At 42.1% G+C, this 17,521-nt stretch carries 11 protein-coding genes; 8 read left to right on the forward strand and 3 right to left on the reverse strand.

All coding sequences use genetic code 11. The annotated features are described in order from the left end of the window. Positions 1–25: 25 nt before the first annotated feature. On the reverse strand, positions 26–934 hold the full coding sequence (locus tag MHH56_RS06070) for an EamA family transporter (protein WP_339207273.1): 909 nt from the start codon (positions 932–934) through the stop codon (positions 26–28). A 151-nt stretch (positions 935–1,085) separates the two neighbouring features. On the opposite strand from MHH56_RS06070, the gene MHH56_RS06075 reads away from it, so the two are divergent. Together MHH56_RS06075 and MHH56_RS06080 are read left to right on the forward strand one after the other, a co-directional pair. After that, on the forward strand, positions 1,086–2,498 hold the full coding sequence (locus tag MHH56_RS06075; RefSeq protein ID WP_339207275.1) for a PLP-dependent aminotransferase family protein: 1,413 nt from the start codon (positions 1,086–1,088) through the stop codon (positions 2,496–2,498). A gap of 86 nt (positions 2,499–2,584) precedes the next feature. Then, the gene (locus MHH56_RS06080) at positions 2,585–4,903 is read left to right on the forward strand and encodes a glycoside hydrolase (RefSeq protein ID WP_339207277.1); all 2,319 of its coding nucleotides are present in this window, start codon (positions 2,585–2,587) and stop codon (positions 4,901–4,903) included. Between the two features lie 14 nt (positions 4,904–4,917). On the opposite strand, the gene MHH56_RS06085 is transcribed toward MHH56_RS06080, so the two are convergent. After that, positions 4,918–5,643, reverse strand: coding sequence for a hypothetical protein (locus MHH56_RS06085; protein ID WP_339207278.1), 726 nt, complete (start codon positions 5,641–5,643; stop codon positions 4,918–4,920). A gap of 353 nt (positions 5,644–5,996) precedes the next feature. Between MHH56_RS06085 and MHH56_RS06090 the strand changes: the two genes are divergently transcribed. Genes MHH56_RS06090 through MHH56_RS06100 form a run of 3 tightly spaced genes read left to right on the forward strand, consistent with a single transcriptional unit; the run spans position 5,997 to position 8,467 of the window. Then, the gene (locus MHH56_RS06090; protein ID WP_076269691.1) at positions 5,997–7,040 is read left to right on the forward strand and encodes a multicopper oxidase domain-containing protein; all 1,044 of its coding nucleotides are present in this window, start codon (positions 5,997–5,999) and stop codon (positions 7,038–7,040) included. 18 nt (positions 7,041–7,058) lie between these two features. Next, on the forward strand, positions 7,059–8,258 hold the full coding sequence (locus tag MHH56_RS06095) for a ZIP family metal transporter (protein WP_339207280.1): 1,200 nt from the start codon (positions 7,059–7,061) through the stop codon (positions 8,256–8,258). Between the two features lie 26 nt (positions 8,259–8,284). Continuing rightward, positions 8,285–8,467 carry a twin-arginine translocase TatA/TatE family subunit gene (locus MHH56_RS06100; RefSeq protein WP_339207282.1) on the forward strand — a complete coding sequence of 61 codons (183 nt, stop codon included), beginning with the start codon at positions 8,285–8,287 and terminating at the stop codon, positions 8,465–8,467. A 60-nt stretch (positions 8,468–8,527) separates the two neighbouring features. Here MHH56_RS06100 and MHH56_RS06105 read toward each other — a convergent pair whose 3' ends face one another. Continuing rightward, positions 8,528–10,660, reverse strand: coding sequence for a heavy metal translocating P-type ATPase (locus MHH56_RS06105; protein ID WP_339207284.1), 2,133 nt, complete (start codon positions 10,658–10,660; stop codon positions 8,528–8,530). Positions 10,661–11,065: 405 nt separating this feature from the next. On the opposite strand from MHH56_RS06105, the gene MHH56_RS06110 reads away from it, so the two are divergent. Genes MHH56_RS06110 through MHH56_RS06120 form a run of 3 tightly spaced genes read left to right on the forward strand, consistent with a single transcriptional unit; the run spans position 11,066 to position 17,488 of the window. Beyond that, the gene (locus MHH56_RS06110) at positions 11,066–13,258 is read left to right on the forward strand and encodes a family 2 glycosyl transferase (RefSeq protein ID WP_339207286.1); all 2,193 of its coding nucleotides are present in this window, start codon (positions 11,066–11,068) and stop codon (positions 13,256–13,258) included. Positions 13,259–13,283: 25 nt separating this feature from the next. Continuing rightward, positions 13,284–16,442, forward strand: coding sequence for a hypothetical protein (locus MHH56_RS06115; protein ID WP_339207288.1), 3,159 nt, complete (start codon positions 13,284–13,286; stop codon positions 16,440–16,442). Then, positions 16,439–17,488 carry a HEAT repeat domain-containing protein gene (locus tag MHH56_RS06120; RefSeq protein ID WP_339207291.1) on the forward strand — a complete coding sequence of 350 codons (1,050 nt, stop codon included), beginning with the start codon at positions 16,439–16,441 and terminating at the stop codon, positions 17,486–17,488. The genes MHH56_RS06115 and MHH56_RS06120 overlap by 4 nt, the downstream gene beginning before the upstream one ends. The last annotated feature ends 33 nt before the right edge of the window (positions 17,489–17,521 follow it).

Raw genomic sequence — 17,521 nt, forward strand, 5'->3', positions numbered from 1 at the left:
TGCCTTTTTTAATCTTTTAAACACTCTACTCCTTCAATCTTCGCTTAACAATTAACTGTCTGAGTGCACCTGCATTTACAAGGACGGTTCCACAAATAATCGTAATGATACCAAGAAGTGTAATCCAAGAGATTGTCTCATCATAAAAGAGTACGCCGACTCCTACAGCAATCGGAGGAGAGATATAGAGCCATGTAGATGGGAAAACGGGATTCGTCTTTGCTACGAGCCAGTAGAATAAGGTATGCCCAACCATGGAACCAATCACAATCAGATAAATTAATGAGCCTGCCGTCTGAAATGACGCAAAGGATTCAAGGTGCACTTCTTCGGTGAACAAAGATAAAATGAACATCATCGCTCCGCCAACCATCATTTGTACCGCGTTCATGGCTATCGGTGAAACGTTGGACATGCGGTTGATTACTTTTTTGGAATATAGCGCTCCTATTGCATAGCAGCATTCTCCTATCAGTATGGCCCCGCAGCCTACAATCCACAAGGGTGATACATCCACTGAAAGATTGGGCAAAACTAACAGCAGCACGCCGATGCAGCCAATAATGCAGCCGTATAGCGAGTGTTTGGGAGATTTTTGACGAAGAATAGCCGTTTGCAGCAGCAAAATCATGATGGGTCCCGTAGCCGATAACACAGCCGCGAGTCCAGAAGATACATATTGCTCCGCCCAGTACAGCGTAGAGAAGGTTCCAAACGTCAGCGTAGCCCCAGTGAACAGCATCTCTTTGCGCAGCAGCAGGGAGAAGCTTGCCTTGCGTTTCCAAACCATCCAAAGAAACAGAATAGCGCCAGCCAGAAAAAAGCGAAGCCCTGCCGAGAAGAAAGGGGGTGCACCGGCGTCTACTCCGATTTTAATTGCCAGAAAGGTTGTGCCAAATATAAGACATACGAGCGCATAAGCCAAAAAAATCATGTTCATTTCCCCTTTAGATGTCGGATCGAGATTGTATTTTGTTAATCATATAGGGTGTAAGGCAGAACAGATTGTATGGAACAGAACAGATGGATAAATATATCGTGTACAATAATGGAAATAGGTAGCCGCGAAGAGGTGTTATGAACAGATGAAAAAAGTGACGGGAGCGCAGCAAGCCCATCCGTTATTCCGGCAAGTGTATGATTATATCTTGAACCGTGTAGAGCGAGGGGAATGGAAAGCCCATCAAAAATTACCGTCGATACGATTGCTTGCTGAAGAAATCAATGTGCATCGGCTGACGGTATTTAAAGCCTATAGATTGCTAGCTGAGGACGGCAAAGTATATGTAAAAGACAAATCGGGATATTACGTATCGGAGGGCGATGCTTTTTCTGAAGGGTTGGAAGAGAGCGCCGTCGTTACCTCTTATGCAGTGAATAACTCGTTATCTGATATTCATCGAATTCCAGCTAAGTATCAGTTCTCTCAAGCGCTAATTGATCCTAATTTGCTGCCGAATTTGTTCTTATCGGACTATGTGAAAAAAGTGTTTGATCTCTATCCTAAGGTTATGGGGACTTATGCCAGTGTTCAGGGCGATGAAGAGCTTCGCGAGTCGATGAGCCAGCATTTCAGAGAGCATCATCGATTACAGCTGTCATCGGAGGAATTGTTAATCACATCAGGTGCTCAGCAGGCCATAAATTTGATTGCCCAGATTATGCTTGGGCCGATGGATGCGGTGTTGATTGAGCGACCGACCTACGGCGTAGCGATGGATATTTTTCGCAGGCAAGGCGCACGGCTTATTCCTGTTGCGATTACACCGGAAGGTTATGACTTGGCAGAAGTAGAAGCCTTGATGCGCAAGCATAAGCCGCGTATGTTCTATATGAATCCAACCCACCAAAATCCGACCGGTTATACTGTTCCAGCTTGGCAGCGCAAATTGCTGGTGGAATTGGCAGAGCGTTACCGCTGCCTTATCGTGGAGGATGATCCGTTTCGAGATATGTATTTTGTTGAGCCGCCCCCGCTTCCCTTATTCGCTTATGACACGGAGGGCTGGGTCATCTATATTAGCAGCTTCAGCAAATATATTGCGCCGGGTCTGCGGATTTGTGCTGCAGCCTGCCGATATCCATTCATGGAGCAGTTAATCAAAGCGAAGGCGCTTGCGGATAACGGCACTCCGCAGCTTAATCAGAAAATATTTTTGCATTATTTCGCCTCGCCGAGGCTGCAGCAGCATGTGGAAAAGCTTCGGATTGCGCTGCAGGTTCATAAAGAGATTATGGAAGAGGAGCTTGCCATAGCAGGCTGGGAATGGACGGCACCACAGGGCGGGCTTAATTTATGGGTTAAACTTCCAAGCGATATATCAGGAGAAGCTCTTCTTAAAAAAAGCAGGGAGCAATCCATTTCCTTCGTTCCCGGAGAAATATTTGATCCGCTCGGCGAGCTGAAATCATGGATACGGCTCAGTTATTCTTTTGCGAGTGAGGCTTTATTGAGGGAAGGAATGCAGCGCTTAACGGCTTTATCGCGGTCTTTATGATTGAAAGAAATATTTAGTTGCTTAAAATATTTTTTGTAACATTGGCGTAACACCCCTGATGTAGTCTGATTCAGGAGGTGCGAGACATGAAAAAAATAATAGCCATCATCATGCTGGCTGCAATCACTGCAAGTGTTCTTGCGGGGTGCAAGGACGTCAATAATACGCGAGGCGGAGAAGTAAATGCACAAATAGAAGATGTGGATTTTAGCTTTAACGTAGATCCAGAAACCTTCGCGCTTGAGGTCGAGTCGGGTGGAATGACTGAAAAAGCATCGGAACCACTGGACAAAATGAAAGTTTCAAATGTAAAAAACAGCGGAGACCAGATTAGCTGGACCTATCCAGAGAAACAAATGGACGTTGAAATTGAAAAAAAAGCGAAATATGTAGATGTAACGATCAAATCCAGCAAGGCGGAGGAAAATAGCTTTGCATGGCCAATCGTAACGGGTGAGGGGTATATGCTTCCATTAAACCAAGGAAAGTATATTCCAAGCGATGATCAGACGTGGAAAGAGTATTTGAGCGAACAAGAAATGAAGGTCATTGAGTCTTTCTCGATGCCATTTTTTGCAGCTGATAAAAGCGAATATTCGTTGATGTACATTATTAAAAATGCATATAACAATGAAATTGTTTTTAATACCGATAACGCTATCCAGTTTACTTTTCATCATGAATTTCCAGTAATTAATAAACAAAAGAAATACGGTTTTAGAATTTATGTAACGAAAAAAAATCCAACAGCTGTCGCAAAAACGTATAAAGATTATTTGATTGAACAGGGTGAATTCAAAAGCTTGGCGGATAAAGCTAAAGAAAATAGCAATATCGAAAAGCTTTACGGAGCGCCGCATGCTTATTTTTGGGACAGAACGGTCATTTCAGAAGAAAATATACAATGGGCAAAGCTGAGGAGCAATCTTCCCGAAAAACTGAGATTATGGATTCAGGAGCTATTAAAAACGAAAGTGGAAGATGGAGCAGAGCTTTCATCCGCCTTTGACGATTTAAATCGTTTAGACTATGTAGACAAATACACGATAAACAGAATAGTAAAAAGTTTAAGTGCGGTCATGCAGCTAAAAGAATTTTATGATTCCAAAATATTTACTGACTTAGATGAGGAAACTCAGCGATTATTAAGCAGCGGTATAGAAAAATTGAACGCTGTTGAATTAATTGACCTGAATAAACTTTTGTTAAAAAGCGTGCTTGGCGCTGCAGTTGATCCCATTGAGAAGTGGGCAGATGCCAATACGATTGATGTCATAAAGGATATGAAGCAGTCTGGGCTCGACAATATGTGGATTGGTTTGGATGATTGGCAGGAAGGGTTTATTAAACCTGCGTTTGTCAAAGAGGCAGAAAGTCTTGGTTATTTAATTGGCACCTATGACTCGTATCATTCAATCCATGAACCAGGAAAAGAGAAATGGACGACGGCTAAGTTTAAGGATACTTCCCTTTACGAGCATGCGACGGTGACCGATAAGAATGGGAAAAAAATTGTAGGATTCCAAGGAGAAGGCAGAAAGCTCAACCCAACGCTTGCCTTGCCTAGTGTCGAAGAAAGAGTAACATCGATTTTCAATACAGGTTTAGCTTTTAACTCATGGTTTCTAGATACGGATGGTACTGGAGAAATCTTCGATGACTATTCGCCAGAGCATGTCACTACGGAAGAAGAAGATATTCAGGCTAGAATAAAGCGAATGGCGTATTTGCAAAAAGAATGGAAGCTGGTCGTTGGAACAGAGGGTGGCAACGATTTTGCTAACCAAACGGTTGCTTTTGCGCATGGAATAGAGACGCCATCATTCTCATGGATGGATAAGGATATGAGCACAAATAAAGAAAGCGAATATTATGTAGGAAGATATTATTCGAGCAACGGCGGGGTTCCCGAACTATTTGCTAAGCAAATACCGTTAAAGGACAAGTACAAGAAGCTGTTTTTGGATTCTAGCTATACGATTCCATTGTACAAGTTAGTTTACAACAATTCAGTAATCACGACATATTGGTGGGGCTGGGGAACTTTAAAAATAGAAGATGAAATTTCGAATCGAATGCTGTATGAAATTCTTTATAATGTGCCTCCGTTATATCATCTAGATAAACATGAGTGGGAAAAACATAAGGAAACCATAGTGAATCACTCTAAGGTATGGTCAAGCTTTAGTAAAAAAGCGATAAAAGAAGAAATGACGGATTATAAGGTTCTAACAGAGGACAAACTCGTTCAGATGACGGAATATGGTAAAGCGTTGAAAGTAGTGGCTAACTTCTCGGAAGCTTCTTTTAACTTTCAAGGCGAGGTCATACCAGCGAAATCAGCGCTAATCCTTGATGGAAATGATAAAACGATCTACACACCGAAAGAGCCCACAATGAAATAAAAAAGTAAGGGGCTCTAATTTTTAGCTTTATTTATAGAGATTTCAACGATTTTTGTTTTCTTTTCAGTTGAAGTATACCAGTGTTTCACGGCTTCATAATCTGATGATGCTAAATCAGCCGACTCGATCATAAACCGATCTTTGTCGATCCATTGATAGTCGAGTATAGGCCAGATTGGAGTAGACATGTATTCGTTCGTTAACGCTGTAGATTCAAAAGGTATTTTTTTCATAGTGAATAAATCAACAGCAATCAGCGTATGACGAACAATTTCTCCGCCTTCGCTATAACCGTATCGTAACAGCAGCTCTGTTTTATCCGGAGATAGTTGATAGTCTTGAAAAATGCCGTCACCCAAAGCGAGACTTGTAATTGTGGAGTTGCTTTCCTTCACTAAAATGGTTGAACATTGCTTATTTCCACAACTGTACTTTAACAATATGAAATGTTCTTGAGTGGAGAGAGTGAGCGCTTCTGATTGGGTCAGCTCGATTTCGGTCTTGCTATCCTCTTGCGATTGTAAATATTGCTTATACGGAGGAATATCATTAATCTTTAGCTTTAAGTTTTCTCCATTTTCGTCTTTGACTATGAGTGTATCAGATGAATTCGCGGATGGTTGCTGTTCGATGGAAATGGACTTTTTTAATGGATCAGCTTGAAGACTTTTTATAATAAATAACACAGCTGCCGCAATTATCAAAAGAATAAGAAGAGGTAGCAGTACTTTTTTTCTCATCTAGTTTTGTCTCCATTTTAATTAATAATGAACTACAATTCTAAACGAAGATTTTTGCTCGTATGTTGCAGGCTATTGTGATTCATATTCTTCTACGAAATAGGAGAGAGAGGTTTCCCGTGAGTTTATCGAACTCGAGGGAAGCCTTTTTTTCAATGATGCAGTATGCTCCCGAGCATATACAAGCTTCATAAAAAACACTTTACAACATGCCTAGGTTAGCATATATTTTACTCATACCAAAAAAGTTTCCTAAGGTAAACTAATTGTCCTTAAGTGAAATAAATTTTTTTTATTAATAATTTTGCACTAGGGCAAAATTAATCCCTTATATTAACATGGAGGTGAATCGAATGGTATTTGATCCAAATCGGCAGTTCTCAAGACGAAACATCCTTAAGGTCGGAGCTGCCGGCGTACTAGGTGTGATCGGAGGCAGTTTCTTAAATACAAGTGCATTATTTGGCAGGTCTGCTCATGCGATGGGGAAGGAAGAAATGCATCATACGCTCAAGGACCAGATGAAACAAGGGATGGCGCATGGTTATGATCCGGGAACTGATTCAACGCCGGGGCTTGAAGCAGCAGTAAAAGCATTAACGGCTTTTGATTATGGGGTCGTTAGTACTTCTCCAGATGGCAGGACGATTAGAGAATACGATATACAGGCATGGGATGCTGAGGTGGAAATAGCGAAGGGCATTAAATTTCCAGGATGGACATTCAACGGCACGATTCCAGGGCCGACACTTCGCTGTACGGAGGGGGATATCGTACGAGTCAAGTTCGGGAACGGGTCCGCGCACCCGCATTCCATACATTTTCACGGTATTCATCCAACCCACATGGATGGTTTAGAGCCTATTTCGACGGGCAGTGAATTTGTGTATGAATTTGAAGCCAAGCCAGCAGGGCTGCAGCCCTATCACTGTCATGTTCCTCCGCTGATTAGACATATTCACAAGGGCCTATATGGTCACTTCATTATTGATCCTAAGAAACCAAGGAAACCTGCAAAAGAGCTAAGTATGGTCATGAATGGCTTTGATCTGGACTTAGATGGCGAGAACGAGGTTTACACGGTCAATGGCTACGCATTTGCGTACCAATCTAGACCGATTAAGGTGAAAACGGGTGAGCTGGTTCGTATTTATTTAAGTAATTTAACGGAATTTGATCCGATTAACTCCTTTCACTTGCATGCTAATTTCTTTCACTATTATGCCACCGGCGCTGACCCAGATGCGAGGCCGCAATATACAGATACGATTATGCAGTGCCAAGGGGAGAGAGGCATCATTGAAGTTACGTTTCCCGCTCCTGGAAAATATATGTTCCATGCTCATCAAAGTGAGTTTACGGAGCTCGGCTGGATGGGATTTTTTGAAGTCGGTTAAGTAGAGGGGGTGTGCGATGTGCAAAGTGAAATAATAAATAAAAAGCTGGGTAAAAAAGCAGTCTGGCTGCTTGGCATAATGCCCTTGCTGCTGCTGGCTGGCTTGATTTCTGTTATCGCTTCATGGGGTACAGGTGTAGAAGAACAGCAAGCGGCCCCGATTGAAGTGCTCAATTTTGAACGTATTATTTTGACAGATGATGGATTTGAAGTTCGTATACTTAATTCTGGGCCAAAGGAGCTGACGGTTGCTCAAGTTGTTGTCGATGATTCTTTTTGGAATGCTTCCTACGCACCTAGTCCTACGCTTGAGAGATTCGGCAGCTCGACGATCTATATTCCTTATCCTTGGGTGGAGGGAGATCCTCATCAAATTAAGCTTATCACCTCTAACGGACTAATATTTACAGGGGATGTACCTGCTGCAATGAAAACGCCAACTGCCGATACCAATCGATTTCTACAATATTCACTAATAGGTTTTTATGTCGGTGTAGTTCCAGTTGGGCTGGGATTGCTATGGTATCCTTTTATGCGTCGCTTCTCAAGCAAAGGCATTCAGGCGGTATTGGCATTTACAGTTGGACTTTTATTTTTTCTTGCTGTGGATACCATACAAGAAGGATTAGAGCTTGGTGCGGAAGCACCCGGCGTATTTCAAGGCACAGGCCTAGTCTGGTTCGGTGCGGCATTAAGCTTCTTATTCCTCATAGCCATTGATCAGACGAAATCCAAAAAGGCAATCCAGCATAATGATCCTGGCAAGCAGGTATCCTTCAAAATCGCGAGTGGAATAGGTCTCCATAATCTCGGTGAAGGGCTTGCGATAGGTGCTGCTTTTGCCGCGGGTGAGGCAGCGCTTGGATCCTTCCTTATTATTGGGTTTACGCTGCATAACATTACTGAAGGGATTGGCATAGCGGCGCCGCTTTTAAAAGCAAAACCAACTTACAAGACTTTCCTCGCATTAGCACTCTTAGGCGGCGGTCCTGCTATTATCGGAACGTGGATCGGTGGATTTGTATTTAATCAAACGCTGGCGGCCTTATTCTTCGGTATTGGCGCAGGGGCCATTATACAAGTTATTTATGTCATTTTTAAAATGATTGTTAGGGATGCAAAGGCTGCAGAAGCACCTGCCGTTTCGTGGCTCAATTTCTCAGGTTTAACACTTGGCATTTTGTTGATGTATGTAACAGCTTTGTTAGTTAACTTCTAGAACCAAAAGGGAATGGGGAGTTCAGAATGCCTAATATAGGTGTTGCAGGAATTGTATTGCTTGTGATTTTAGGCTTGCTGCTGTTTGGACCATCCAAGCTGCCTCAGCTTGGGCGAGCGATTGGAACGACGCTGTCAGAATTCAAAAAAGGGGCAAAAGGACTGATAGACCCGGATGAAAAATCCGATCAGCCGAAGGAGCGCGAATGATCAAACAAGCGAAGAGCCGTCAGCATAATGCTAACGGCTCTTGTTTATTTGCGTATGAATTTAATCTGCACGCTTTTTTCGTTCAATTAATATGGTCAAGCTGACAAGCGTAACAAATATAGTCGCTCCCATATCAGAGAGAATCGCAATCCATAAGGTAAGCCAGCCGGGAATGGTAAGCAATAATGCGATTATTTTCAGTCCGAGCGAGACGCAAATGTTAAAGCGGATGACGCGATTGACCTTTTTGGCAATGGAAACGGCTTCGGGCAGCTTCCCCAAGTGATCCTGCATGAGGACGATATCGGCTGTTTCAATCGCACTGTCTGTTCCTTTGCCCATCGCAATGCCGAGCTGCGCAGAGGCTAGAGCAGGAGCGTCATTAATACCGTCACCTATCATCGCCACATGGTTGCTTGCTGAAAGCTCTTTAATCTTCTTCACTTTATCTTCCGGCAGAAGATTGCCATAAAACTCGGATACCCCGACGGCGGAAGCGACTTTCTCCGCTGTCTTCTGATGATCTCCGGTAAGCATAATGGTACGCTTAATTCCCAGCTTGTGTAAGGATGCGATTACAGATCGGCTTTCCTCGCGAATTTCGTCTGAAATGCCAAACATACCGAGTACTTGCTGATCGTCTGCCACCAATACAAGAGTAAGACCGTCATTTTTTAATTGTTCAATGCGATTTTGGACAGAATCCGGAATCGTAATATGCTCGATGCTTTTTTCATTTCCAAGCCAGTATGCAAGGTCGTTAACCTTCGCTTTAATTCCCCGACCTGATATCGTTTGAATCTCATCCGGTTCTGGTATTGTCATATTTCTGCTGGCTATTTCCTTCATAATCGCTTTCGCCAGCGGGTGGGAGGACGATTTCTCGATAGCTCCAGCTGCTTGGAAAAACCTTTCTTCATCATACGCTTCCAATTTGGCAACATGCGGTTCGCCTTTTGTTAACGTACCTGTTTTGTCAAAAGCAAGCGTATCGATCTTGCCAAGCTGTTCTAGAAATACGCCGCCTTTGACGAGTACGCCGTTCCGAGCATTTCTTGTAATGCCTGAAACAATGGCAATTGGTGAAGAAAGAATTAATGCGCAAGGGCAGCCTACAATTAATACGGATAATCCTTGATAAAGCCATGTAATCCAGTCTCCCTGAAAGAGGAGCGGAGGAATAAGGGCAACAAGTGCAGCAACAATCATAATGAGCGGCGTATAATATTTAGCGAATTTATTAATGAAAAGCTCCGTTGGCGTTTTTGTTTCCTGTGCTTCTTGCACGAGATGAAGAATTTTTGCCAAGGAGGAATCCTTGTATGCTTTATCAATTCGAACGAGAAGCAGCCCTTCATTGTTAATGCTTCCGCCGTAAACGGGTTCTCCAGCTTCCTTCTCAACCGGCAGTGATTCACCTGTGATAGCCGCTTCATTCACCGAGCTTTTTCCTTCAGAGACGATGCCGTCCGAAGGAATTTTTTCGCCTGGCTTAATTTTTACAAGATCGCCGATTTGAAGAGAAGCAATCGGAACGATAATCTCTTGGCCATTTTCTACTTTTAAAGCTTCCTTAGGCGCAACTTGAAATAAAGCTTCCATGGAGCGGCGCGCCTTTTCCATGCCATAACCTTCAAGCAGCTCATTTAGTCCAAACAAGATGGCAACGAGAGTAGCTTCCTTCCATTCACCAATGGATACAGCTCCGATTAACGCAATTGTCATTAAGGTATCGATATTAAACTTCATTTTAATTAAATTTTTAAGTCCGCGGAAAAATGTGGTGTAGCCACTTATTATCGTTGCGGTCAAATATAATAGAATGACTGCTTGTTTGTCGAGCACGCCATCAAGGAATAATGCGGCAACATAGATGATGCCCGATACGATGAGCAATTTGAGCATATTTGAATGGCCTTCGGAATGACTGTGATCATGATCATGATCATGTCCAGCATGACTATGAGAACTATGATCGTGTCCTGTATTCGCTTCCGAGCTTGCTTCGATATAGGCATTGTCTGACTTTAAAATTTTCTTAACTGCAGCCATGGAAATTTGCGGATCAACCGTTAATTTTCCTGAGTTGTAGCTGAGCTTTGCATCCGAGCCATGCTCCAATTGTTTAATCTCTTCCTCCATTCGGAGGGCACAGCCACCACAAGAGAGTCCCTTTATTCGATACTCATTCATAAGACATCCTTCTTCCAGTTGAATATATGAATACTTGTTCATATAATATGCAATTCCAACATTTATGTCAAACGTATTTTCTCCATTCCGCTATAAATTCATGTAAACACCATTCGGTTTGTTAGAAACTGTACACATCTGAAACGTCATAAATTCAAGTAGACAAGGAATGGTAAGCTTTGCGGAGTTTGAATATGCGAAATAATGTATGGCGTACGGTGTGAAGGAATAGATGCTCGAGCCTGTCGTAAAAAAGGACATTCATGAACTGCTGGATATAGTATGGTCAAATTGAGAATGATTGGATTTCAAGCCTTTTAAATTTTTAATTGGATATATTTGAGGTATACCTCCGAATAGACAGTGAAACAAATCTATACTTATAATGTTTTCGGGGGGCTTAAAATGAAAATTTCGAGCAAGAACTATATGTATGGTTCAATTATTATCATTATTTTAATCGCTATAGCCTATTCAAGCATATTTATTTTGAAAAATAAAATAAATGCAACAGATCATAGCAACCCCACATCACCAATGGCATCGGAGTATGTAAGCAAGGTGGATGGAAACTCTTTTAATGTTTTGGAAAATGGACAATGGACGAAAACATTTATTAAAGGTGTGAACCTTGGAGCTGGAAAACCAGGCGCTTTTCCCGGCGAGGTTGCCATTACATACGATGAATACTATAGATGGCTTGGCTATATTTCGGATATGAATGCAAACACGATCAGAGTGTACACGATACAGCGGCCGCAGTTTTATAATGCCTTATTTGATTTTAATCAAAATGCAGTGAAAAATGGCAAGAAGCCTATTTATGTGTTTCATGGCGTTTGGGTTAATGAGAGCGATATAGCAACAATCGATGATGATTTTGGCAGCAATGACAAGATTCTAAATGATATGAATGCTACGGTAAAAGATACGATTAATATTTTGCATGGCAATCATTATTTGCCAGTAAATAAAGGCCATGCGGACGGCAATTATACCTCGGATGTTTCGAAGTATGTCATCGGATGGATTGTTGGTATTGAATGGGAGCCTTCGCTTGTCGTCAGCACGAATGAAAATAACGCAAAGCGCAGCCATTATGATGGCAAATACCTTTATACCGTAGGTGCATCTCCGTTTGAGACCTTTCTCACTGAAGTAGGAGATAAGCTGATTGATTATGAAATGACAACCTATAACATGCAAAGCCCGGTTGCCTTTTCCAATTGGGTAACGACAGATCCGCTAAAGCATCCTAACGAGCCTTATAAAAATGAAGACCTTGTAGAAGTAAACGTCGAGCATATTAAATGGCATGACAGCTATAAAGCCGGCATGTTTGCCTCTTATCATGTGTACCCCTATTACCCCGATACGTTTAGCTATCAGACCGAATATATTCAATTTAAAGATGCCGAGGGCAAACCAAATCCTTATTTGGCTTATTTAGAGGAAGTTAAGAAGTTCCATTCCATGCCTGTTCTTATTTCGGAATTTGGCATTCCAGCCTCACGCGGCAAGGCGCATGAAAACAAAATTACAGGCTTTAACCAGGGCTTTATAGATGAACAAACGCAAGGCGATATGCTGATGAAAATGATGAAGGATATTCACGCTGCTAATTTAGCAGGGGGATTGGTTTTTTCGTGGCAGGATGAGTGGTTTAAGCGAACATGGAACAACAATGATTTGGATTTGCCTGATTCAAGGCCATACTGGCTTAATGCTCAAACGAATGAGCAGCATTTTGGTTTATTAGCGCTTGATCCTGGCAACGACAAAAGCATCAGTTATATCGACGGTTCGTTCGATGATTGGGCAAATGATACTCCCCTGTATGCTGACGATCATACCAAGCTATACGTAAAAAGTGATGAGGGATATGTCTATCTCATGATTGATGCTGAAAATTATGATTTTAATAAGGATACGTTGATCATACCGATCGATACGATAAAGGAACAAGGGAACACAAGCTTCTCACAGCTTGGCTCCACATTTAGCAAGGATGCAGACTTTGTAGTGAAAATTCATGGACCAACGGACTCACATGTATTAGTAGATGCCTATTACGATAACTACTATTTTAGATATGCGGTTCAAACGAGCCTCATCGACAAGACCCCAGCCTTTCATCATAAGAACACTGGTATTTTTAACCCCATCAGGCTTAGTTTAAATAAAAGCTACGTAGTTCCGCAGCTGAACACGATCGTTCCTTTTGCAGGATATGAGACGGGGCTGCTCCAATACGGAATAGGTAATCCGGATAACCCCGATTTTAATTCATTAAGTGATTTTTATTATAAAGATGGAAAAGTGGAAATGAGAATTCCGTGGCAGCTGCTGAATGTGATGGATCCTTCCCATAAATATGTCATTGATGATATGTATGCTCGTGGAAAAATATCAAAGCTGAAGGAAGATGGAATGAGCTTTGGCATACAGCATATCAAGATGGGCAGCACGCCTGAAACGACGCAGCAGCCTATAGCAATGGAGGAATATAGCTGGAAGGAATGGGAGCAGCCGACATTTCATGAACGATTGAAGCCTTCCTATTACATTTTGCAAAAGGGATTTCAAACGATGAATTAATTCATATATAAAATGAGGAATACAAATGAAAAAAAGAAATATTAAAGCTCGCTATTTCATTTTTATAGCTTTATTAATTGGTGTATCGATTCCTTTCATCGTTTGGCTGCTTACACCAAGCAAAAACCTTGATGTCGTTGTCATTAATAAAACCTTTCCGACTCAAGCATCTGAAACGAGCGGCATAAGGGAGCTGGATTACAGCAAGCAGCGCGGGTTGTTTTGGATTATGAATCATCTGCTCATAAATAACCCCGCGACGAATAAAGCGTATGACGCCACGAAGGACTATTATGGAAATTTCCTATCTGATGGGAAATTAAAGGCTGTTCCTTTTGATAAACGAGCTAATGTGCCAGATGTGATCTATATTTCGGATGCGTACGGCACTGGCAATTCAAAGGTGAATGGTGTGGAACCAAAAGGGGTTTCAGGTCTGACGATGGATGAGGTTAGTTTAATAGCTACCAGCTATGCTAAAGGGACAACGGTTATTGGCGAATACAATATTGCAGGCGAGCCTACTGGACCAAACGTATCCAAGGAGCTTGAAGCTATTTTTAACGTCGGCTTTAAGGGGTGGGCAGGCAAGTTTTTCTCGGAATTATCGTCGGCAGAAGATGTACCGAATTGGATAAGAGCAACCTATGAGCAGCAATACGGGAAAAAGTGGAGCTTAACGGGAGCGGGAATCGTTATTGCGGGCAACAATAGAATCATCATATTGGAGCGCGGCAAAGATTTTACAGGACAATCGATCAGCCTGTTCATGACTGAGGATCATGCTGGCAGCTATCATACGGACACGATTGATTACTATAACTGGTTTGAAATCATTGAGCCTGCAGACGATAAGTCGGTAATCGCATGGTATGACTTAAACGCTACGGAAGCAGGTCAGGAGCAATTGAAGGTCTTAGGGCTGAATACTAGATTCCCAGCAATCATTGCAAATAAATCCGGCAAGAAGAGCTCCTATTATTTTGCCGGTGATTTTAGTGATTATAAGGAGCCGGAGAAGATTAAACGGTTTTGGGGTGCTTCAACTCTATACAAAATATTCAGTGTAAACAGCGAAGGGGATCATTCGTATTTTTATTGGCATTTTTATGTGCCGCTTATGTCCAAGCTGTTGAAGGAAACAAAACCATTAGATGAAAGCACTACATTTCAGGCGAAAGCAGAGACAGCTTCAAATGGTACACAGCTCGTATCCAAAATAGTCGACAATACATTTTCCGTTTATGAAAACGGAGCTTGGAAGAGCATGTTTGTAAAAGGGATGAATATTGGCACAGCAATACCAGGTATTCCTGAAGGAAGCTTCCCGGAGGATACGGCTATTTATTCAGAGTGGCTTGAGAAGATTGGTCAAATGAACGCCAATACAATACGAGTATACACGTTGATGCCGTCAGGCTTTTATCGAGCGCTTGATATTTACAATACGAATCATCAAGATAAACCGCTGTATTTGCTTCAAAATATATCGCCGAGCAGTGAGCCGCCATCAGGCGACTTACTGAATCAAGAGTACAATGCAGCCTACAAACAAGCGATTCAAGATACCATTAACGCAGTTCATGGGAATGCCAAGTTAAAAACAAAAGAGGGGATGAACTCTGATCTTTACATGAATGATGTGTCAGGCTATATCCTTGGTTTTTTAGTTGACCCAGGATTAACCCCTCAAAAGGTAAAGGCAACGGATCAAGCACATCCCTCTTACAACTATAATGGGGACTATGTTTCATCAGGTTTAGACGCATCGCCTACCGAGTCGTGGCTTGCTTCCCTATCGGATCGTATCTTTCAATATGAGCAAAGTAATTACGACATGCAGCATCCAGCAGCGATTACCAGCATTCCAGAGCTAGACATTCTCGAACATGCTGCATCAAATCCAGAGACGCTCGATGACGCGGTTTCAGTGGATATTAATCATATTGTTATTTCTAGCAAAGTGATCAGCGGATTTTTTGGCGCGTACAATGTTTTTCCCGATCATCCGGCATTTATAGCTGGGGAAACGAAGGAAGCAAAACCTGACTATGCAGGTTATAAGCAGTATTTGGATCGTTTTATGAGCACTCAAAAAAAGTATCCCGTACTTATTAGCGAATTTGGATTGTCTACAAGCCTAGGTTCATCGCAAATATCCGCTTCTGGCCATAAGGACGGTCAAAACAGCGAGGCTGAGCAAGGAGAAGGCATCGTTGCGATGATGAATATGATAAAGGACAGCGGCAGTATGGGCGGGCTTGTTTACGAATGGGCGGATCAATGGGGAAAAAGCAGCCGGTTTACCTCTTCCCTGATGATCCCTTATGAGCACGGAAGCCTCTGGCACAATGTAATAGATCCTGCTCAGCGATATGGTATTTTAGCGATAGAATCACCTACGCCGACGGAGTATGCCATGACCTTGCGGGGAATAGATCCTCTGCGTACCATTTCTTATGCTGCTAACGAATCTTATTTCTATATAACAGCCGAATTCAGTGAACTGCCGAATTTCGATCAGAAGAACATTATGATCTATTTGGACACCGTTGACAGAAAAAATGGCGAATATATGCTGGCCCCTGATGTGAATGAAAACTGGTCTGGTGCAGAGTTTAATGTCAGCATTCAAAATACGAAGCAAGCCGAATTACTCGTAATCCCGCAATATAATGCGAGCAAAGGCAGTTATTACACTTCCGTATCGTCTAACGGCATTTATGAGAAAATGATGCGGCAGCTCTCAAAAGCATACCAAACGCCTGAAGGCAAAACGATTCCCTCTGCTTATGAGGATGGATCAACCTTGAATGCAGGCAGCTTTGACAACAGCAGCAGCCATTTTTATTTTGAGGGCAATACGCTGTATCTTAGAATTCCATGGGCGAGCTTGAACTTTACTGACCCGTCTAGCTTGCTCGTATTCGATGATGAGAAGAAACAAGGGGCATTCGAGAACATAAGAGACGGCGTTGCTGTTCGAATGACGGATGGCATAGTCGCTTCACTCGTTATTATGGATAAAAAAACGCAGAAGGTCGATTATCAGTTTCCCGAGAGCGTTACGTCGTCCGGCTACCGAACCTTTACATGGAATACATGGACGAAACCCGAATACGTATCTCGCAATAAGAAAAGCTACGACATGCTTAAACAACTTTTTGCGCAGGAGGATATATGACAAAAGAAGCATTATATTTGCTGCTCATTTCATCAGCGTTATTTTCATTTTTTTTCATATCGATTATCGTCATTTGGTTTTTTCGTTACTTTAGCGAGTCCGCGACTAACCAATTGAAGAAGCAGCTGGAAGAAGTATTCACATCCTATTTTTACACTGAAAATAAAAATAAACGAACGATCGTGCAAAAACTGAACAAAATCGTCGGAAAAAGTGCTAGAAAAAAAGAGCTGTTCATTAATATCGTCATTAATCACAATGCTGATTTTATCCATACCCATCATGATCAGTTGATGAACATATACGAATTAACAGGAACGAAAGCTTTTCTGCTCAAAAGACTGCAATCAAACAGCGTTCATATTCAGTCCTTAGCCTGTCGGCATCTAGGGGAATTGCAGCTAAGAGATACAATGGCATCTATCCTTACGCTTATTTCAAGCAAAAATAATGATGTGATTTATAATATGATGCTGGCTCTTGCGAAGCTTGGTGATTTGGAGGGGCTAGTTCATGTTCTAACCTATGACTCCCAAAATATGAACTTGTCTCATAGAGCTATTATTGAAATTATTTCTGCTTTTGACGGCTCAAAGGAAGAGCTGTTTCGACAAACAATCGATAGAAGTGATGACTATATGAAGGGCATTCTAATAAAAGCGGTTGCTGATTACAGTATTGAAGGCTTAAGCGAGCATTATATTAAGTATTTGAATAGTGAGGATAAGAATCTTAGAATTGCATCGATAAGAGCGCTGAGCGAGCTGAATAATCCGGATTATGAAGCATCTATGCTAACCAAGCTTGATGATCATGATTGGGAGGTTAGAGCAGCTGCTGCCAAGGGCCTTGAGAAGATTGGGACCAAAAATAGTTTAGCGGATTTAGGGAAAACAACCGGCGACAGCGTGTGGTGGGTAAGACACCATGCCGCCAGTGCACTTGTTCTCATTCCTGGAGGTATTGCTTACGCTTCAAAGATCATCGATGGAGACGATAAATTTGCTCGGGATGCCGTGATTAGTGTGATCGAAATGACTTCCTAATGACAACTTAGAAAAACGAGGATGGTTTTCAAC

Source organism: Paenibacillus sp. FSL K6-3182, from assembly GCF_037976325.1.
Taxonomy (GTDB): Bacteria; Bacillota; Bacilli; order Paenibacillales; family Paenibacillaceae; genus Pristimantibacillus.